The 20,003-nt window shown below is 42.0% G+C and carries 18 protein-coding genes and 1 riboswitch; of the genes, 8 read left to right on the forward strand and 10 right to left on the reverse strand.

What is annotated here, in order from left to right:
• The first annotated feature begins 23 nt into the window (after positions 1 to 23).
• Positions 24 to 1,487, forward strand: coding sequence for a phospholipase D family protein (locus tag C1A47_RS11455; RefSeq protein ID WP_111895176.1), 1,464 nt, complete (start codon positions 24 to 26; stop codon positions 1,485 to 1,487).
• Between the two features lie 59 nt (positions 1,488 to 1,546).
• On the opposite strand, the gene C1A47_RS11460 is transcribed toward C1A47_RS11455, so the two are convergent.
• The 4 genes from C1A47_RS11460 to C1A47_RS11475 all read right to left on the reverse strand — a co-directional run bounded on the left by C1A47_RS11460 (position 1,547) and on the right by C1A47_RS11475 (position 6,348).
• Positions 1,547 to 1,993 carry a hypothetical protein gene (locus C1A47_RS11460; protein ID WP_111895177.1) on the reverse strand — a complete coding sequence of 149 codons (447 nt, stop codon included), beginning with the start codon at positions 1,991 to 1,993 and terminating at the stop codon, positions 1,547 to 1,549.
• A gap of 43 nt (positions 1,994 to 2,036) precedes the next feature.
• Positions 2,037 to 2,522 (reverse strand): phosphate-starvation-inducible protein PsiE, encoded by a 486-nt coding sequence (locus C1A47_RS11465; RefSeq protein ID WP_111895178.1) that lies wholly within the window; start codon positions 2,520 to 2,522, stop codon positions 2,037 to 2,039.
• Positions 2,523 to 2,631: 109 nt separating this feature from the next.
• Positions 2,632 to 4,410: an acyl-CoA dehydrogenase C-terminal domain-containing protein gene (locus C1A47_RS11470; protein ID WP_111895179.1), complete on the reverse strand. Its 1,779-nt coding sequence runs from the start codon at positions 4,408 to 4,410 to the stop codon at positions 2,632 to 2,634.
• A 135-nt stretch (positions 4,411 to 4,545) separates the two neighbouring features.
• Complete coding sequence (locus C1A47_RS11475) at positions 4,546 to 6,348, reverse strand: acyl-CoA dehydrogenase C-terminal domain-containing protein (RefSeq protein ID WP_111895180.1); 1,803 nt, start codon at positions 6,346 to 6,348, stop codon at positions 4,546 to 4,548.
• On the opposite strand from C1A47_RS11475, the gene C1A47_RS17955 reads away from it, so the two are divergent.
• Entirely contained in the window at positions 6,347 to 6,481 is a 135-nt protein-coding gene (locus tag C1A47_RS17955) for a hypothetical protein (RefSeq protein WP_264756267.1), read from the forward strand. The two genes, C1A47_RS11475 and C1A47_RS17955, sit on opposite strands and share 2 nt — an antisense overlap.
• Positions 6,482 to 6,628: 147 nt before the next feature.
• Here the strand turns inward: C1A47_RS17955 and C1A47_RS11480 are convergent, their stop codons facing one another.
• The gene (locus tag C1A47_RS11480; RefSeq protein WP_111895181.1) at positions 6,629 to 6,988 is read right to left on the reverse strand and encodes a hypothetical protein; all 360 of its coding nucleotides are present in this window, start codon (positions 6,986 to 6,988) and stop codon (positions 6,629 to 6,631) included.
• A 141-nt stretch (positions 6,989 to 7,129) separates the two neighbouring features.
• Between C1A47_RS11480 and baeS the strand changes: the two genes are divergently transcribed.
• Both baeS and C1A47_RS11490 read left to right on the forward strand, forming a co-directional pair.
• Complete coding sequence (gene baeS, locus C1A47_RS11485; protein WP_111895203.1) at positions 7,130 to 8,776, forward strand: sensor histidine kinase efflux regulator BaeS; 1,647 nt, start codon at positions 7,130 to 7,132, stop codon at positions 8,774 to 8,776.
• A 4-nt stretch (positions 8,777 to 8,780) separates the two neighbouring features.
• Positions 8,781 to 9,467 (forward strand): response regulator, encoded by a 687-nt coding sequence (locus C1A47_RS11490; RefSeq protein WP_111895182.1) that lies wholly within the window; start codon positions 8,781 to 8,783, stop codon positions 9,465 to 9,467.
• A 37-nt stretch (positions 9,468 to 9,504) separates the two neighbouring features.
• Here C1A47_RS11490 and C1A47_RS11495 read toward each other — a convergent pair whose 3' ends face one another.
• The 5 genes from C1A47_RS11495 to C1A47_RS11515 form a co-directional block, all read right to left on the reverse strand.
• On the reverse strand, positions 9,505 to 10,947 hold the full coding sequence (locus C1A47_RS11495) for a protein adenylyltransferase SelO (protein ID WP_111895183.1): 1,443 nt from the start codon (positions 10,945 to 10,947) through the stop codon (positions 9,505 to 9,507).
• A gap of 103 nt (positions 10,948 to 11,050) precedes the next feature.
• Positions 11,051 to 12,208 carry an acyl-CoA desaturase gene (locus tag C1A47_RS11500; RefSeq protein WP_111895184.1) on the reverse strand — a complete coding sequence of 386 codons (1,158 nt, stop codon included), beginning with the start codon at positions 12,206 to 12,208 and terminating at the stop codon, positions 11,051 to 11,053.
• A 154-nt stretch (positions 12,209 to 12,362) separates the two neighbouring features.
• A complete protein-coding gene (locus C1A47_RS11505) occupies positions 12,363 to 13,088 on the reverse strand; it encodes a glycerophosphodiester phosphodiesterase (RefSeq protein WP_111895185.1) in 726 nt (241 codons plus the stop codon).
• 50 nt (positions 13,089 to 13,138) lie between these two features.
• Positions 13,139 to 13,711, reverse strand: a complete 573-nt coding sequence (locus tag C1A47_RS11510; RefSeq protein WP_111895186.1) for a cob(I)yrinic acid a,c-diamide adenosyltransferase — start codon at positions 13,709 to 13,711, stop codon at positions 13,139 to 13,141.
• An 87-nt stretch (positions 13,712 to 13,798) separates the two neighbouring features.
• On the reverse strand, positions 13,799 to 15,655 hold the full coding sequence (locus tag C1A47_RS11515) for a TonB-dependent receptor plug domain-containing protein (RefSeq protein ID WP_111895187.1): 1,857 nt from the start codon (positions 15,653 to 15,655) through the stop codon (positions 13,799 to 13,801).
• Positions 15,656 to 15,688: 33 nt separating this feature from the next.
• A riboswitch (cobalamin riboswitch) is annotated at positions 15,689 to 15,898 on the reverse strand.
• Between the two features lie 131 nt (positions 15,899 to 16,029).
• Here C1A47_RS11515 and C1A47_RS11520 point away from each other — a divergent pair.
• The 4 genes from C1A47_RS11520 (at position 16,030) to accD (ending at position 20,002) form a co-directional block, all read left to right on the forward strand.
• The gene (locus C1A47_RS11520; RefSeq protein WP_111895188.1) at positions 16,030 to 16,680 is read left to right on the forward strand and encodes a phosphoribosylanthranilate isomerase; all 651 of its coding nucleotides are present in this window, start codon (positions 16,030 to 16,032) and stop codon (positions 16,678 to 16,680) included.
• Positions 16,655 to 17,884 (forward strand): tryptophan synthase subunit beta, encoded by a 1,230-nt coding sequence (trpB, locus tag C1A47_RS11525; RefSeq protein WP_111895189.1) that lies wholly within the window; start codon positions 16,655 to 16,657, stop codon positions 17,882 to 17,884. Before C1A47_RS11520 ends, trpB begins: the two co-directional genes overlap by 26 nt.
• A gap of 424 nt (positions 17,885 to 18,308) precedes the next feature.
• Positions 18,309 to 19,106 (forward strand): tryptophan synthase subunit alpha, encoded by a 798-nt coding sequence (gene trpA / locus C1A47_RS11530; protein WP_111895190.1) that lies wholly within the window; start codon positions 18,309 to 18,311, stop codon positions 19,104 to 19,106.
• Between the two features lie 2 nt (positions 19,107 to 19,108).
• Entirely contained in the window at positions 19,109 to 20,002 is an 894-nt protein-coding gene (gene accD, locus C1A47_RS11535; protein ID WP_111895191.1) for an acetyl-CoA carboxylase, carboxyltransferase subunit beta, read from the forward strand.
• Position 20,003: the final 1 nt, after the last annotated feature.

Below are 20,003 nucleotides of genomic sequence, written 5' to 3' on the forward strand. Positions count from 1 at the left end.
ACTATTCGGCTAGGTTTATTTTTATGCGTATATTTCACAAAATTCATCATAAGTTACAATGGTCTCCCCGCCATTATGCAGGGTTTTTGGTCGGTATTTTATTTCTCGGCTATGCTTCTTCTGCGGTCTATCACACAGTAAAACCGCTACCCCGTGGTATTGATTACACAGGTAAGTTACATCACGCCGATGTGCAATTCTTGGCCGATGAAACCTATGTCGATGCGACAGGCAAAGTGCAGCAGGATCAGCATATCTTCAATCAAATTTTGAGTTTGATTGCGCAAGCCAAAACCACGATTGTGATAGATATGTTCTTGTTTAATGATGAAATGGGCAAGAATACCCAACCTCAGCGTCATTTGACCCAAGAGCTTACGCAAGCTTTGATTAGTAAGCGAATTCAATCTCCAAATGTTGAAATCAAACTGATTACCGATCCAATTAATTCGGTCTACGGTGGGCTTGCACCTGAGCATTATCGCAAGTTACGTCAGGCGGGTGTTGATGTGATTGAAACCAACCTTGCACCATTACGCACGCCTAATCCTGTATGGTCGGGTTTCTGGTATTTGTGTTGTCAGGGATTGGGAAATAATCCGCAAGGCGGCTGGTTACCCAACCCATTTGGTCAGGGCAAAGTGACCTTACGTAGCTACTTCGATTTACTCAACTTTAAAGCCAATCACCGTAAAACCATTGTGGTCGATACCGATCAGGGTTGGAAAGGGCTAGTGACTTCTGCTAATCCACACGATGGCAGTTCACATCATGATAATGTCGCGTTGTTGGTCTCAGGGCCAGTTGCCGTGGATATTCTAAATTCCGAGCAACCTGTGGCGGCCATGTCGCAAGGGGATGTGGGTTTCGTGATTGTTGGGCAACAAGAGGGGGACAAGAATTTGCCGCAAGTGCAGGTTCTGACTGAAGCTGCAATTTATCGTGCTGCACTCAATATGATCAATACTGCAAAACCTCAAGATCAGATTGATTTGGCAATGTTCTATTTGTCTGAACGCAAAATTATTGATGCCTTGAAGCAGGCTAAACAGCGGGGTGTGCAGGTTCGTGTCTTGCTTGACCCAAACAAGGATGCTTTTGGTCGTCAGAAAAATGGCATTCCGAATCGTGAAGTTGCTGTTGAATTACATGATGCAGGCATTCATGTGCGTTGGAATGACACGCATGGCGAGCAGGCACACACTAAAATGCTGTTCAAGCACAATGCGACCCAATCTGAATTACTACTTGGTTCAGCCAATTTTACCGCACGTAATTTGAAAAATTATAATCTGGAAACAGATCTACGTGTAATTGGCTCAAGCCAATCATCTGTCTTTGTCGATGCCCAAAAGTATTTCAATACCGCTTGGGAAAACTTGGACGGGCGACAAATCAGTGTCGATTACAGCCACTATGCTGACAGTTCAAAACTGAAATATGCGCTCTACCGTTTTATGGAATGGTCAGGTTTATCGACATTCTAAGAATGAAAACGCAAATAAAAAAGAGAGGTCTTGCACCTCTCTTTTTTTATTCAGAATGATTAGTTTTGCGGTGGAATGAGTTGATCAAGTGCTTTGTCATCCAGATTATTCAGTTCGCTTAAATCGGTTTTGATTTTCCATTGCTCAACATCTTCAACGGGGTTGGGCAAACGTGCTTCAAGCCAATCACACACCACATCGGGTGAAAACTCGGCATGGTTGCACTGAATGACCCAAGCCAAAAAGTCTTTGGCTTCACCATTCATATAAGGTGGTGGAGAGACAGGTAAAAACTGAGTCGGTAAACGCTCATTGGTCGACAAGTAATTTAAAACATGTCCAAGTTCCTGTACGGTTTGCCATGCCAATGGGTGTTCAAGATCAATAAAAAACTTAAACCACCATGCGTGTTGTCCATCATCACCATGTCCCACAATACGAGTTGCTTGGACACTTGGGACTTTTGCAAAAAACTGTTCTAGGCGTTCAAAACTTAATTCAGACATGTTGCAATTCTCTTGATTTCACCCGCGTTACTATACCTGACAATTAGGCCAATTCATCATCTTGCGGTTGCAGCTTTTTACTGACGACTTCATTTTTTTCTTTAATTGCCGATGGATAATGCCAAGAGGCATAGCGCACGATAAAAATTGCCACGGCTAAAATCAGAATTGAACCTGTGACAATGATTAAATCCATAGAGGCTTTATGGTCATGCTGAATCACAGAAATCAAGAGGCGAGTGAGTGCAGTAATTGCCACATAAATTAAAAAACGCACAGGCATATGATTGGTTTTAAAATAAATTCCAACCATGGCACCGAGTTCTAAATAGATAAATAACAGCAGAATATCATCAATGCTGGCATAGTTTTTTTCAGTAAAAATGTCGATGGTGGTATGTACCGCAGACCACGCGATCATACAGCCAATAATAAATAGGGCTAAATAATGAAAACTTTCAACAGCCAAATGACCAATCCGATCTAAAAATTGTTGTATTTGATCGGTCTTATGTTTCGGGACGGGCATAACATGACACCTTGATTCGATCTGGTTTTAGATTAAAAGAGTATCATGCAAAAACTATGACAACATAAAAAATGCCTGATAAACAGGCATTTTTTAAATCGGAATCGGATTATTGCTGGGTGAAGTACTCAGGTTCGAATTGCATAATCACGCTAGAACCTGCATTAATTTTGGCAAAACGGCTATTGAGTTCAGGCAAGACTTTTTCAATATAGTACTGAGCCAAACGCAGTTTATTGGCATAAAACTCACCTTGTTTTGACTCAGCCGCTTGAGCAATTTTGGCAAACATATAGGCAAAACTGAGTAGACCGACTACATGTAAGAAATCAACTGCAACGGCATTGGCAAAGTCAGGATCTTCTTGAGATTGTTCAATCACGCGTTGGGTCAACGCTTCAACTTCAAGACAGGCATCGAGAGTCATATCTTTAATGATGTTGAGCTCGATGTCGAGATCATGCACAAAGTTACGGATTTCATCGATATATTCATATAAGAATTCACCGTTGTTTTTAATGACTTTACGCCCGATCAAATCTTGCGACTGAACGCCGTTGGTTCCTTCGTAAATCTGGGCAATACGTAAATCACGGATGCATTGTTCCATACCCCATTCAGCAATATAACCATGTCCGCCAAAGCACATTTGTGCATCAAGAACAGCATTGAATGCGGTGTCGGTTAAATAAGCTTTGGCAATTGGAGTGAGCAGGGCAACACGGTTGTTGGCTTTACGAACTGCTTCGGCATCGGTTGAAAACTTGGTGATGTCGAGCTGTTGACCGACATATACGGCAAAGGCACGTGATGCTTCATTATTGGCGCGGGCATTGAGTAACATACGACGTACATCGCCGTGAACTAAAATACTGTCTGCTGGTTTTTCTGGGCTTTTCACACCTTTGGCACTGCGACCTTGCAAACGGTCTGTGGCATATTGGGCCGCATTTTGGTAGGCAAATTCAGCCGCACCTAAACCCTGAATCCCCATCGACAAGCGCTCATAGTTCATCATTACGAACATCGCCGCCAAGCCTTCATTTTCTTTGCCGACCAAGAAACCTTTGGCTGCATCAAAATTCATCACACAGGTTGCAGATGCCTTGATTCCCATTTTATGTTCAATTGAACCTGGGGCAACCGTGTTGCGCTCACCTAAAGAGCCATCTTCATTGACCATGTATTTCGGTACAATAAACAGGGAAATACCGCGCGAACCTGCTGGTGCATTCGGCGTTTTGGCCAAGACAAGGTGAATGATGTTTTCGGTCAGGTCGTGGTCGCCACCTGTAATGAAAATTTTGGTGCCTGTAATGTTGTAGCTACCATCGGTATTCGGTTCAGCCTTGGTTTTGATAATGCCTAAGTCTGTTCCCGCATGTGGCTCGGTTAAGCACATGGTGCCTGACCATTCACCCGAGTAGATTTTTGGTAAATAGGTTTCTTTTTGCTGTTGAGACGCATAGCTGTTGAGCGCCATGCCTGCACCGACCGACAACAGTGGATACAGCATAAAGGACGGGTTGGTGGCAAAAATCATTTCATCGGAAAGTACAGTCAGCATTTTTGGCATGCTTTGACCGCCCCATTCTTCATCGGCACTTAGACCAATCCAGCCACCTTCCGCATATTGTTGAAATGCTGCCTTGAACCCTTCTGGTGTAGACACTTTACCATCGGCATAGTGTGCACCTTGTTCATCGCCACTCCGATTAATCGGCAGCGTGACATTTTTGGCAAATTTAGCCATTTCTTCTAAGATTGCCTCAGCAGTCGCGGCATCTAAATGTGCCAGCTTTTCATTGCTTTGCCAAAATTGTTCTGCGTCAAAAACTTCATTTAAAATAAAACGCATATCAGCAAGTGGGGCATTGTAGATTGGCATTGTTGTTCACCTGTTTTTTTGTGTTTGCTTTAACTCTAGCAACTTTTATGACGATACTGATGGATCGCTTCCTGAATATCGTTGCAAGACATTTCATAAAAAAGGCTGCACATTCAGGCAGCCTTTTTCTGCGCATTAGAATGCAAAATATTCTGCATCAAGACTCATGAGCGGCTCTAATCCACCTGCAATGACTGCAATGTGTCCGTGAACGCGAGGAAGCACTTTCTTGAAGTAGAATTGTGCTGTGGTAATTTTGGTTTTATAGAATTCAACTTCACTAGAACCGTGTGCCAATTTTTGCTGTGCAACAACCGCCATACGCGCCCATAAATAGCCAAGCGTCACATAGCCTGCAAAATATAAATAGTCGACTGCGGCAGCACCGACTTCATCGGCATTTTCGCTCGCACGTTCACCAATGCGGTTGGTGAGTTGTCCCCATTCTTTATTGAGACTAGCCAGTTCGCTGATCAACTCTTGTAACTCAGCATTGTTGGCTTGTTCTTGGGTAAAGTCATAAATGATTTTGGTGAAATCACGCAGTAAAGCCCCTTTGGTCTGTAGGACTTTACGACCAAGCAAATCCAGTGCCTGAATTTCAGTCGTTCCTTCATACAAACAGGCAATACGGGTATCTCGTACAATCTGTTCCATGCCATGTTCAGCAATAAAGCCATGTCCACCAAAGACCTGAACGCCTTTGTTGGCAGCTTCATAACCCGTTTCCGTCAAGAATGCTTTGGCAATAGGCGTCAGCAGCGACAAGATATTGTCCGCATATTCGCGTTCTTCTGGTGTTGCAGCACGTTCAACCAAGTCAGCATATTGAGACAATAAGTAGACCAGCGCACGACCACCTTCGGCAAAGGCTTTTTGGGTGAGCAACATGTTACGAACAGCAGGATGCACAATAATTGGGTCAGCTTCTTTTTCAGGCTGTTTTGCCCCAGACAGTGAACGCATCGCCAAACGTTCTTTGGCATAGACCAGTGCACCTTGGAAAGAAGATTCGGATGCAGCTAAACCTTGTACGGCTGTACCAATACGTGCCGTGTTCATAAAGGTAAACATGCAGTTTAGACCACGGTTTTCAGGGCCAATTAAATAACCTGTGGCTTTGTCAAAGTTCAAGACACAGGTAGCATTGCCATGAATCCCCATTTTATGCTCGATAGAACCACAGCGAACGTTGTTACGTTCACCAAGTGAACCATCCGCATTGATATGGAATTTAGGCACAATAAACAGCGAAATACCTTTGGTGCCTTTAGGGGCATTTGGCAAACGCGCCAAGACGATGTGCACGATATTTTCAGCCATATCGTGTTCACCCGCGGAGATAAAGATTTTTTCTCCAGAAATGGCATAGCTACCGTCGGCATTGGGTTCGGCTTTACTACGAATAATGCCAAGGTCTGAACCTGCATGGGATTCGGTCAAGCACATGGTGCCTGTCCATTCACCTGAAACCAGTTTAGGTAAGTAGGTTTCTTTTTGTTCGTCTGAACCGTGATGTTCAATGGTACGTACTGCGCCATGTGACAAGCCAGGATACATGCCCCATGCCCAGTTTGAACTGCCGACCATTTCTGAAATCACAGTTGCAAGTGAGTTCGGTAAACCTTGACCGCCATACTGTTCTTCGGCAGCTAGAGATGGAAAACCGAGTTCGATATATTTTTGATAGGCTTCTTTAAAACCTGTTGGTGTGGTGACTTCGCCGTCATGCCACTTACAGCCTTCACGATCGCCAACTTGATTGAGTGGAGAAAGCTCATTTTCACAAAAATCTGCGGCAGCCTCTAAATATTGATCAATCAATTCACGGCTGACCGTATCTTGAAAAGCAGGCAGTTTGGCATAATGTTGCTCAGCATTGAGCAGCTCATGCAAAACAAATTGCATATCACGTAAAGGTGCTTTGTATTGTGGCATGGCAGTATCCTCTTGTACTGGTTTGACTCCAGATTATGTTTTTAAAATGTGCCTTTCCCAGCACTTTCATGTTGAGTACATCGTGCAACAAGTTGCAGTATCCGACAAGAGTGAAATCGTGGTTTCTGTGTGACTCTAAAGTCAAAGAAAGTTTGATTTATAATATTAAGTATATGAAAAAAATTGTTTTTATTTTTAACTGAAATGTAGATTTAGCCAATCTTTAACCTGAAAATAAAAAACGGCATACAGAGTGTATGCCGTTTCTTTCTCCCTGCAATTACTTGCTTGCAGGTGCTGTTGGCGCAGGTGCATCTGCTGGAGGAGGAGGCGGTAATGGATGATCTTTGTCATGATCTGGTTTAAAACGAAGTTCACATGTCCCTGAAATCGTTTTCTCTGCGAGTTTAACTTGAACTTTTGCACCCACAGGCTGATTGTTACATGCCTGTTTAAACTGTTCGAAAACTGCTTTACGTTTCTCCATTTCTTCTTCTGACATACGTGGGCCGTGGTGACCATGATGTGGGCCAGCTTCCATCATAGGGTCATGTGGTTTGGTCATGGATTGACATGCAGTTAACGTCCCCAGACTGAGTAATGTGGCACTGACTAACGCAACTTTGGCAAATATATTCATATTATTTTCCTGTGTTGTATAAAGAGGTTGAAAGTGTTACTGCGTTAACTTTAACCAACCAACATGGAGGAAGAATGGAGAGTTTTTTATGGACATGTTGGTTACAATGGAGAAATTCAGGATATTGATCGAGTTGAGTTTTTGAAAAAGCTGCGTGTTCCTATTGCCTTAAGGTTATTTTTAACTGTGCTACTCACCACTGTGATTATTACCACGGTGAGTTTGGGTGTATTTCAATGGACCATGAAAGAAAACTTTGCCAAATATGTCGCAGATGTTGAAATGCAAAAGCTCGATCATCTGATTGAAAATTTGGCTGGGGTTTACAGCATTTATCATGACTGGGGCAATGCCATTCAGGCGCAGATTTTACAGATTGAAGGTAAGCCAGGTCCAAATGATTATGATCATTTATCAAGAATTTGGTTACGTCGTCAGTATGACATTGCTTTTCAGCAGCGCTATTTTAAAGAAAACACTATTCTCAATGTCCCAACTGGGGTTGAGCAGCAAACCGCGATTAAGAAAGAAGGTCTGTCTGTTGCTGAAATTCGTTTGTTGCAAGAGAATCTTCCCTCAGAGTATCAGCCTTTTGAAGGCCTGACTTTCCCATTACACGATGGGCCAATCTTTTGGGGGAAGCGAGGTGGAAAACCAGATGAGCCACCTGAAGGTAAAAAACGTTTTATTCCAATGCCTGACAAGTTGGGGTTAAGTTCACGCTTATCGCTTTATGATGCTAAAAAGCATTTTATAGTAGGTGAACAAAATTCTGGTTCAGTTTCATTTCGCCCGATTGTGGTCAATAATCAGGTTGTGGGTTATCTGGGTTTAAAACCTGTTTTAGATCAAGAAGATGCTTTGAGTCTAAATTTCTTTAGTACTCAAAAACAAGTATTGCTCTTGATTTATGCGGTCACTGTATTTGCCAGTTTGCTCTTGTCTTTGCTTCTTGCAACCTATTTCAAAAAACCGATTCACCAGTTAGTGCGTACAGCGCGTGAGTTGACCAAAGGACATTACCAATACCAAATGCAGGTTAAGCGAAATGATGAACTGGGTGATTTGTCTAATCAAATGAATCAGTTGTCTGAAATTCTGTACCAACATGAACAATCACGCCGCCAGTGGGTTGCAGATACTTCCCATGAACTGAAAACCCCGCTTGCTGTATTACAAGCACAAATTGAAGCGATGCAGGATGGAATTCGAAAACCAACGCCAGAACATTTTGCTTCGATGATGAGTCAGGTGAGTAGCCTGAAAAAATTAACGCAGGATTTGGCGGACTTGGCACAGGTTGAGGCACAGCAGTTGACATGTTATTTTGCTGACATTGATCCATGGCAAGTTGTGGTTCAGGAGGTGATTAATTTCTCTCCTAAATTTGAACAAGCGCAGTTACAGGTTGAAGTGGATGGATCAGGTGCATTGCTGTCTTTGGATGTCGATCGTTTTAAACAGATTATTGTAAATTTGCTGGGCAATAGTATTCGCTACACAGAAGCAGGTGGAACTATTCATATTCACACCACGCAAAATGAACAGACTTGGACATTGTTGATTGATGATAGTCCATTGGGTCTAACCGATGAACAGTTAGAGCGCTTGGGTGAACGGTTTTATCGGGTTGATGATTCACGAACTCGTAGCACGGGAGGCACGGGCTTGGGCTTGGCACTTTCGGTAAAAATTGCGACAGCTTTAGATGGTCAATTGAGTTTTGATCACTCACCTTTGGGTGGTTTGCGTTGCCAGTTAACTTTTCCAAAAATTCTTAGGAAATAAATAGATGAAACATATTATTTTGGTTGAAGATGAAGTTGAATTAGCTGGGCTGGTTCGGGACTATTTAGAAGCTGCGGGCTATGAAGTCAGTATGTTTCACGATGGACAAGAAGCCTATAACAGTTTTTTACAACGCAAACCAAGTTTGATGATTTTGGATTTGATGGTGCCACGTATGGACGGTTTGACCATTTGCCGTAAAGTCCGTGAACAATCTGATTTACCCATTATTATGGTCACTGCGCGTACTGAAGAAATTGATCGGGTCTTGGGCTTGAACATGGGAGCAGATGATTATGTTTGTAAGCCATTTAGCCCGAAAGAGCTGGTTGCACGTGTGCAGGCAGTCTTACGTCGCTTGGAGCGAAAAGCAGAGCCAGAAGAAAATGATCTGTTCCGCATCGACAAGTCTCAGCAACGTATCTGGTATAAGCAAAAAGCCTTAAATTTAACCCCAACCGAGTTTCGTCTTCTAGAGTTGTTTCTAGAACATGTTGGACAAGTTTATTCACGCATTCAGTTGTTAGACCATATTAACCCTGACAGTTTTGATGTGGCAGACCGCGTGATTGACAGTCATATTAAAAACCTGCGCCGTAAGATTTCCGAAGTCGCTGAAGATGACAGCCGCCATGAGTGGGTGCAAGCGGTGTATGGTGTAGGTTATCGTTTTGAATATCCAAATGATTAATTAAATCCAATAAAAAAGGAGCGTTATCGCTCCTTTTTTATGATGAACAACTCACCATTACATCAGGTACATCACTTGGCAGTGGTGCAAGATCGGCAGGGCGTTCACGTTCAGGTTGCTGGGTAAATGGTTGTGCCAAAAGTTCAAACAAACGTTCTACTTCGCTAAAGTCATCGCGTTGTGCAGCTTCGATTGCTGCTTGTGCCATATGATTGCGTAAAATATAACGTGGGTTGGCTAAGCGCATAGCAGCATCAAGCTGTTCAATATTTTGATGTTCACGAATTGCATGATACTGCTTTAGGAAATCCTCGAACTGTCGAATATCGAGACAGTCATCTTGAATAGCACGATATTGCTGTTCTTGTAGGCGGATGAAACTTTGCGTGTAATCGAGCTGTTCACTTTGCATGATTTTTAAAAATGCCATACCGCAGTCAAAGCTATCTTTATGAAAGTCAGGTAGCCCCATTTTAGCTGCCAGACCTTGCTGATAAAACGCTAAAAACTTCGGTTCATATTGTTCTAAGGCTTTCACTAATTCTTGCTTAAATTGTTCACGATCTTCAGTTTTGGCAAGTGGAACAAGATTATTAATCCAAACCCATAAATTCCAGTGTCCAATACTTGGCTGATTTTGATAGCTATAACGTCCTTGATAGTCCGAATGATTGTTGATCCAGTTGGGACGGAAACGCTCCATAAAACCATAAGGGCCAAAGTCGAGTGTTGAACCTGTAATATTTAAGTTATCCGTGTTCATCACGCCATGAGCAAAGCCGACTAGTTGCCATTGCGCAATCATTTTAGCTGTGCGTTCGATGACCTGATTTACAAAAGCCAAAATAGGCTGCTCTGCATTCACACATTCTGGAAAATACCATTCGATGGCTTTTTCAGTAAATTCTTTAAGGAGTTCTGGCGCATATTGATTAATCCATTCAAAATGCCCCAAACGAATATGACAGTCTGCTGTACGCAACAGCATTGCACCTTGTTCAAGTTGCTCACGCTGTACGGCATGATTGGAAGTGGTAAAGCCAACTGCATTGCTTGAAGCAATACCAAGGGAATTGAGTGCATGTCCTGCTAGGTACTCACGAATCACTGAACGCAAAACAGCGCGCCCATCGCCCATACGTGAGTAAGGTGTTTTACCTGCACCTTTTAAATGCAAGTCGATGGTTTTACCCTGACGGTCAAGCACTTGCCCAATCAATAAGCCGCGACCATCACCCAATTGTCCAGCCCATTGTCCAAACTGATGCCCTGCATAAACCATTGCTAGAGGGGGAAACTCGGCAAAGGTTTTTTGTCCACTACAAATTTCGATCCAATTCTGTTGTTCTTCGGCTGTCCATTGCAATTCATGGGCTAAAGCTGCATTGAAATGCCCTGCACGAGCACCTTGTAAAGGTTTTGGTGCTTGCTGATGGTATAGCTTGGCATTTAAAGAAGGATACAAGGAATTAAAAATCATAAGAGGCAAGTTTTGAAAGATTCAGAATTACTATATCAAAACTTGGATTTGCTGGGACAAAATAAAAAAGAGATGCTTTTGCATCTCTTTTTGTAGAACGGAATTATGTTGAAATCTTTCTTAAACTTTTAACGAGAACTTCCAGACGATCACGGTGGTGCTGCAAACGTTGTTCGATGAGTTGGAAATCAAGTTTAAGTTTATGGTCAATCTTTTGAATACGTTCAGTGACAGCCGCTTTTTTATGCTGTAACTCAAGCTCTTTAAGTTTTGCCATATCATTGAGTGTATGAGTAAATGCCTCATACTCTTGTGCGATGTGTTGTTTCATCGTGCGTAAGTCTTCATTGATATCAAGACCGTAAACTTCAAGGTCTTGTTCAGCATACTTAAACTTCATAGCCAATTCTGCTTTTTTAATATTAAAGCTAGGAATACGGCGCAGATTTTTAGCTAAACCGACTTTTGAACATGACCAGATCAGCCATTTGGTTGGGTCATATTGCCACCATTTCACCCCATTACGGTAGTCGTATTGGAAGATATGATGATAGTTATGATAGCCTTCGCCCCAAGTCGCAATTGCTAACCAGAAGTTATCACGTGCTGTATTTTCATCTGTATATGGACGTTTGCCGAACATATGGCACAGTGAATTAATAAAGAACGTGACGTGGTGACTCAAGATTAGACGAAGTAATCCACCCAATAGAATTACACCCCATAAATCACCGACTGCCCAACCAATTGTCCCCAAAATGACCACATGCACTGCAATCACTAATGGCACATAATATTTGTCTTGGAACATCACGACTTTATCATTGAGTAAATCAGGCGCATTTTTATAGTTTGCTGTAGCCGCAGGATAATCACGGATCATCCAACCTAAGTGGGCATACCAGAAACCTTTTTTAATTGAATATGGGTCTTGTTCAATATCATCGACGTGACGGTGATGAGTACGGTGTCCTGATGCCCAGTACAAAATACTGTTTTGTACCGCAAATGTACCGCCGAGCATCAAAATGATTTTTAAAGGGAGTGACGCTTCATAGGCACGGTGCGCCCATAAGCGATGATAACCCGCAGTAATACTCAGACTACTTAATGCGAGTAAAAAGAATAAGCTCACCCACGCACTGACAGAAAAATCGTGGTAATAAGCATATAACGGTATAGCAATTAGGGCAGCAATCGGAGTCCCCAACAAGGTAATGGTTGCTGTCCAGTTAATAGGTGCTTGGGGCAGGGGAGTCATATGCAGCGACGCTCCTCAAAGAAAAATAGGGTCAACCTTCAAACGCAATAATGATGGTTGTTCACAGGCATCTTTCTAGATGTCTTAGCAATATTATACACTTGTATTTTAAAAGCTAAAGATAAACTTTCGATCAATGCGTTTTGTCTAAATATTACCCTAAATTTTGTAGTTGCTGTTGCATTGTTTTCGGAAAATCTGTAATTAAACCATCAATACCTAAATCTTGCAGTTCTTTGGCTCTTTTGACCTCATTGACAGTCCAAACACTAACAGCAAGACCAGCCAGTTTTGATAACTCAATCATGTCAGGTGTTGCCAGTTTATCTTTCCAGCCAATTCGATTACAGCCATATTTAATTGCTTTTTCAATGGCTTGGCTTTTAATGTTATCTTCAATCAAGAAACCGCGTTGAAATGGGCTTTGATTTTTCTGTAAGGCCTTTAAAATTTTTTCATCAAAACTGGTAATCGTTGCTGATTGCTCAAAACCTTGTAGTTCTTGTTGTAGTGTTTCGACTAAATGTTCAGCTTCAGCTTGATGGGCAACCGCTTTGACTTCAACTTCAATATGCTTGAAGTCATGCAGGAGTTCGAGTGCTTCGGAGAGTAATGGCGTGAGCTCTGGATTTAACCAATTTTTCCATTTGAACCGATGGTCATAATGGACTAAATCATGTTGATGATTTTGATAAACAGAGCTTAATTTCCCTGTTGTTCTAAAAAAATTGTCATCGTGAATGACAATTAAGGTGTCATCTGGAAGTTGACGGACATCGAACTCAACAGCACGAATGCCCAATTGTCGTAAATAATTAAAACCACCAAGCGTATTTTCTGGTGCTTCTCCACGCGCACCACGGTGACCGATAATTTGCATCCATTTGCCAAATGAAATTGAGAATGGAATTATTCTACGCTTAAAAATACTTACTTTTGCCTTTGCCAGTAAATTTCTTTCCCGTGTTCAGCCAGTTGCAGACTGCGAGAAGCGACAAATAGCCAGTCCGATAAACGATTCAGTAATTGTAGAGATATTTTCTGAACATTTTGATCGCGCTTTTGCAGACTAATCAGACTACGTTCGGCACGACGGCAGATTGAACGGGCTTGATGCGCATAACTACATGACAATGAACCCGCAGGTAAAATGAATTCCTTCAACATTGGCAGGTATTTATTCATGGCTTCGACGTCAGTTTCCAAAAATGACAATGCAGACTCTTGAACCATAACATAGCCTGGAATACAAACTTCCCCACCCAAATCGAACAGCCAATGTTGGATAAGACTGAGGCTTTTGTCCCAACGTTGTTGTTCATCCATATCAATCGTGCTGTTAACGATTTGTGCGCGTAATACGCCGATAACACTATTGAGCTCGTCGATGTCTCCTAGGGCTTGAATACGTAAATCGTCTTTTTCGACGCGTGTTCCATCTCCAAGTCCTGTCGTGCCGTCATCACCAGTACGGGTTGAAATCCTGCTTAAACGATGACCCATAAGTAGTTCCTTTTAATGATAAAAAAGGATAATGCTTGTACAAACATTATCCATTAAAATGCGCTGATAAAATACTTTTTTTGAAACTTAGAAGCTTAAAGTTACACCTACAGTTGCCAAACGACCACCGTTGATGTACCACGTGTCTCCATAGTAGTTGGCTGTTTTGTAGTGAACATCGCCAACGTTTTGAATATTCGTAAATAATTTAATATTGTTCGTCGCATTCCAATATGCATGTAGGTCTACAGTGCTGTAACCTGGAGTATTTGCAGAGTTGGCAGATTCTGAGATTTTAGAGCTAGACTTGCTGACTAAAGATGCACTTAAACCGTAACGAGTATTTTCTAGTCCAATGGTCGTTGTAAATGTTTGACGTGGACGGCGAACCAGATCATAGCCTGTATCGTTGTTAATCGATTTCACATAGCCATATTCTGATTGAATATAGTATTGGCCTTTACGCCATTTGAAACCTACTTCACCGCCTGTCATTTTGGCACGATCTACGTTGTCATAAGTTGAATCTGGGTAGCCATATACATATTCGATTAAGTTTTTGACTTTGGTTTGATAGGCTGACAAGTAGCCTTGGATACCAAATGGTAATTCTTGATCCAAACCAACTTCATAAGTCACGCTTTCTTCAGGCTTTAGATTTGGGTTGCCGTACGTGTTGCCCCAAGTTGCGTCTTCATAAACATAATAAAGTTGATTACCTGTAGGTGCTTTAAATGCAGAACCAACATTGGCGTAGACACTGGTTGTTGGTGTGATTTGACCACGAATCGCAAATTGACCAACAGTATGTGAGCCGTACTGTTTATCATCTTCTAAACGTACGCCTGCTTGTGTGCTAATTCCGTGATCTTGATATTGGTGCTGAATATAGTAGCCATTGGAATCTAGATTCTTTTTGCCATTTTCAATAGATAAGCTTTTTACAGTTGCATCTTTAGTTGTGGCGCCAACTAAAAGATTTTGATGATCAGTAAACTTCCAGTTTAAGTTAACATCACCTTCATCTCTAAAAGTGTTGTAATAACCTTCATAGCTTTTTGAAGTCAATTGATCTTCAAAATGCGAATAGCGAGCATTTAAGGTTAAGTTGGATGCCAGTTCAACACGGCCTTTAGCATTGATGAGGCGATTCAAGAAGTCTTGATTGCCGCCATAGTAATAACTATTACCTTTGTTTTCATCAATACTAATACTGCCACCTAAATCAGCCTGTTCATAACCCACTTTGGCACTATAGCCTTTTTGATCATAGCTTGATTTTTCAGATGTCGTATTTACAACAGGGGTGCCATCACTTTCCATGCGCTGTCCACGGAATTGAGCATAGAATCCTTGATCTGTCTTAAGATTTGCACCAACAATCGATTTATAAGTATTGTTTTCACCATATTCGGTAGTCAAAAATGCACCTGATTTTTCTGGTGGTGCTGTGATAATTTGGACAACACCACCAATTGCATCTGAACCATACTGTACTGATGCTGGTCCTTTTAGAATTTCAATGCGTTCAGCATCAGTTAAGTCTAGATAGGGAATACTTGCGCCGCCATCTAAAGCAGTGTTAATCGTTGCGCCATCTTTAAGAATAAGGGTGTGGTCTGAATTTGTGCCACGCGTAAAAATTGATGTGGTTTGACCGATACCACCAGATTGAACAATATTTAATGCCGCATCTTGTTTTAAAAGCTGACCTAAGTCTGCAATAGGAGATTGTTCAATGGTTTTTTTATCAATTACATCAATACGAGCAGGGACATTTTTGATTTTCTCTGGTGTACGCGATGCTGTGACAACAATCTTATCTAGAGAAGTAACATTGTTGTCGTCTGTGTTTGATTGGTCATCTGCTGCATAAGCCGCGACTGAAGTACCCATTGCAATTGCAATAGCGCCCACTAATGCTGTTGGTTTAAAAATAGACATATTTGCTCCATACATTCACTCCCCGTGAATGATTCATTGAAGTAAACAACAAGCAGGTCTTCGGACTTCCAATATAGTTAAAATATAACCAGCATATTCGTCTTCCCATTCGAAAACAGTGACGTTAAATGGCTAAGCACCACTTAAAATATATGCGTTTCATTGTTACCGCTGCGGGGGCAGTGTTGGGCTTTCACCAACTTCCCTAAAGCAAAATGCAAAACTTGTTGCTCAATTGGCTTAAAGTATACGGGCTTTACATTAGTGAAACAATCAAAGGACAGAGATTGCGTTGAAAACCACATTTTAGTCTAGATTTTACCGCCTATTTTCCGTTCTAATCTGCAATATGCTTTTTAAAGAAATGATGGGTTATGCGAACAAGAGCTAAAATTTGCGGAATTACGCGTATTGTGGATGTACACAGCGTCGTGCAGGAAGGGGCTGATGCAATTGGTTTGGTATTTTATCCACCAAGCCCCCGTTCAGTGACTGTGGAGCAAGCCCAGAAACTAGTGCTACAGATTCCACCTTATGTGCAAGTGGTTGGTTTGTTTGTAAATGCCAGCGCAGAAGAGATCCAGCAAGTTTTGCAGCAGGTTCCTTTAGATGTATTACAGTTGCATGGGGATGAAAGCCCTGAGATGTGTCAGAAAATTGCACAAATCACCAAACGCCGCTGGTATAAAGCCATACAGGTCAAACCTGATTTAGACTTAATAAACGAAATTCAACGCTACCAACACGCGGGCGCAAGTGCTATCTTACTCGATGCTTGGCATCCTGATTTAAAGGGTGGGACAGGTTTACAATTTGATTGGTCGCAATTCCCTAAACTTGATATTCCGCTGATTTTGGCGGGAGGCTTAAATCCTGACAATATTGCTGAGGCAATTGAACTGACCGAACCGTTTGCGGTGGATGTTAGTGGCGGTGTAGAAGCCCAAAAAGGAATTAAAGATCAACGATTAATCAAAAAATTTATGCAAGGAGTCCATTGTGGATCAGCAAAACGAAGTGATTGACTATACACAATATCCAGATGCTAAAGGACACTTTGGCATTCATGGCGGACGATTCGTGTCAGAAACATTGATGGCTGCATTACAAGATTTAGAAAATCTGTATAACAGAATGAAAAATGATGCACAGTTTTTGGCAGAATTTGACCGTGATTTGGCTTACTATGTCGGCCGCCCAAGTCCACTTTATCATGCTGAACGATGGTCTAAACATTTAGGTGGTGCGCAAATCTACTTAAAACGTGAAGACCTTAACCATACTGGCTCTCACAAAGTGAACAATACAATTGGTCAGGCATTGCTTGCTAAATTGTCGGGTAAGAAACGTATTATTGCGGAAACAGGTGCAGGTCAGCACGGCGTGGCAACGGCAACTATTGCAGCACGTTTAGGTCTTGAATGTGTGGTTTACATGGGCGCTGAAGACGTTAAACGTCAGGCAATGAATGTGTACCGTATGCGTTTACTTGGCGCAACAGTTGTGCCAGTCGAAAGTGGCTCTAAGACACTCAAAGATGCCATGAATGAAGCGATGCGTGACTGGGTGAGTAATGTCGATACCACTTACTATATCATTGGTACAGTTGCAGGCCCACACCCATATCCGCAATTGGTTCGTGATTTCCAGTCGATCATTGGTCGTGAAGCACGTCAACAAATTTTAGAGCAAGCAGGTCGTTTACCTGATGCACTGGTTGCCTGTGTGGGTGGTGGTTCAAATGCGATGGGCTTGTTCTATCCATTCCTGAATGATGCTGATGTAAAAATGTATGGTGTCGAAGCTGCGGGCTATGGCATTGAAACAGGTAAACACTCAGCACCTTTAAATGCAGGACATGTTGGTGTATTACATGGTAACCGTACTTACCTGATGAGTGATGCACAAGGTCAGATTATTGAAACGCACAGTATTTCAGCAGGTCTGGATTACCCAGGTGTGGGGCCAGAGCATAGTTTCTTGAAAGATATGAAACGTGTTCAGTACGTGCCAATCAATGACGAAGAAGCACTACAAGGCTTCCGTGATTTGACTAAAATTGAAGGGATTATTCCTGCACTAGAAAGTTCACATGCGATGGCTTATGTTACTAAGCTTGCACCAACCATGTCGAAAGATCAGATCATTATTGCGACGGTTTCAGGTCGTGGTGATAAAGATTTACTGACGGTTGCCCGTGTCGATGGTATTCCATTGGTTGATCTGTAAATTCTAAGCTTTAATAAAAAAGGCGAGCTATATTTGGCTCGCTTTTTTTATTTTTTTGTGATGGGCTACGAAAAAGTACAATATATAACATATGACAAGTGAGTGAAATTTAGACCTGAACAAACATTTTGCCATGTGGGTAAAGCTTGGTCGTTTATTTAGTTTTATGATTTTTATAATTTTTTTAATTAAAAAATCCGAGAAGGGTTAAAGAAACAATTCAAAAGATGCCTAAAAATTAGGAAGCTTTGATCATTGAGAAAAGCTATCAAATATTGATTAATGTAGCTTGCGGATTGTTTCATAAATGTTGAATCAAATCAGGCAGCTTTTGGCGCTGTGCAATGTCTAAAAAATAGCGTTACAATGCGGTGTCATGTAAACACAGCACACACTATTTTTTCATGCAAGGAAAGTAAACCTTATGTCTCGTCTAGCCACACGTTTTGAACAGCTTCAATCTAAACAACAAAAAGCTTTGGTTTCTTATGTTATGGCGGGCGACCCTCATCCAGAGGTGACAGTACCATTATTGCATCGCATGGTTGATGCAGGTGTCGATGTGATCGAATTGGGCTTGCCTTTTTCCGATCCAATGGCAGATGGTCCTGTGATCGCGCTTGCTGCAGAGCGAGCACTTGCGGGTGGGACAAATACCTTAGACGCTTTGGCTATGGTCAAAGAATTTCGTCAAAAAGATCAGGAAACTCCAGTGGTTTTGATGGGTTATTTAAACCCAGTAGAAGTCATTGGTTATGAGAATTTTGTTGAAAAAGCACATGAAAGTGGTGTCGACGGTATTTTGTTGGTGGACTTGCCACCAGAAGAATCTGATCAGTTTAATCAGGTATTACGCCAGTACGACATGAATCAGATTTTCCTGTTAGCACCAACATCGACTGATGAACGTATTCAACATGTCATAAAACAAGCCAGTGGTTTTATCTATTATGTGTCACTGAAAGGTGTAACAGGCGCAGCAACCTTAGATACGTCTGAAGCAGCGCAGCGTATCGAGAAAATTAAATCTCAAACCAGCATTCCTGTTGGTGTGGGTTTTGGTATTAGCGATGCGCAATCTGCAAAAGCCATGGGTGCAGTTGCCGATGCTGTCATTGTCGGCAGTGCTCTCGTTAAGCCTTTTGCTACGTTGCCACCGGAACAAGCCGCAGAACAAACGGTTAATAAAGTCAAGGAGCTTCGAGCTGCGCTCGATGAGTGAATATGAATCAAGAAGTTAAACCAAGTAAAGTTCTGAACCCATCGACACCTTGGACTGATCGCCCAGTTCCTGGAATCCATGTACCAGACGCACAAGAAACTTTAAAAGCAAGCTTTAATGAACCAACAGTTGAATGTCCAGAGTGTCATTCACTGACAACAGTCACTGCCATGAGCTTTAATGCTTATGTTTGTCCACAGTGTGATGAACATTTACGTATGAAAGCGCGTGAACGTTTAACTTGGTTCTTTGATCAGGTAGATAACGAGCTTGGTCAGGAATTTAGTGCTAAAGACCCACTAAATTTTGTTGATAGCAAGCCATATCCTGCACGTATGCAAGAAGCGCAAAAGAAAACTGGCGAAACTGAAGCATTAGTTGTATTGCAAGGCACTTTAAAAGGCGTGGCAATGACGGCATGTGCATTTGAATTCGACTTTATGGGCGGTTCAATGGGTACAGTGGTTGGTGACCGTTTTGTACAAGCGGCTGAAAGTGCGATTGCGAAAAAACAACCGTTCATCTGCTTTGCTGCTTCTGGTGGTGCACGTATGCAAGAAGGCATGTTGTCTTTGATGCAAATGGCACGTACATCAGCAGCGATTGAAAAAGTGAAAGCAGCAGGCTTGCCATATATCGTGGTGTTAACTCACCCTGTTTATGGTGGTGTAACTGCGTCTTTAGCCATGTTGGGTGATGTTCATATCGCTGAACCTAAGGCAATGATTGGTTTTGCAGGTAAACGTGTAATCGAACAAACTGTTCGTGAAAAACTCGATGAACCATTCCAACGTGCTGAATATTTGCTTGATCATGGTGTGGTCGATCAAATTGTTCATCGTCATTCATTACGTGATACTGTATACAGAATCGTAAGTAAACTGATGAACATCTAAA

Source organism: Acinetobacter sp. MB5 (assembly GCF_003261585.1).
Taxonomy (GTDB): Bacteria; Pseudomonadota; Gammaproteobacteria; order Pseudomonadales; family Moraxellaceae; genus Acinetobacter.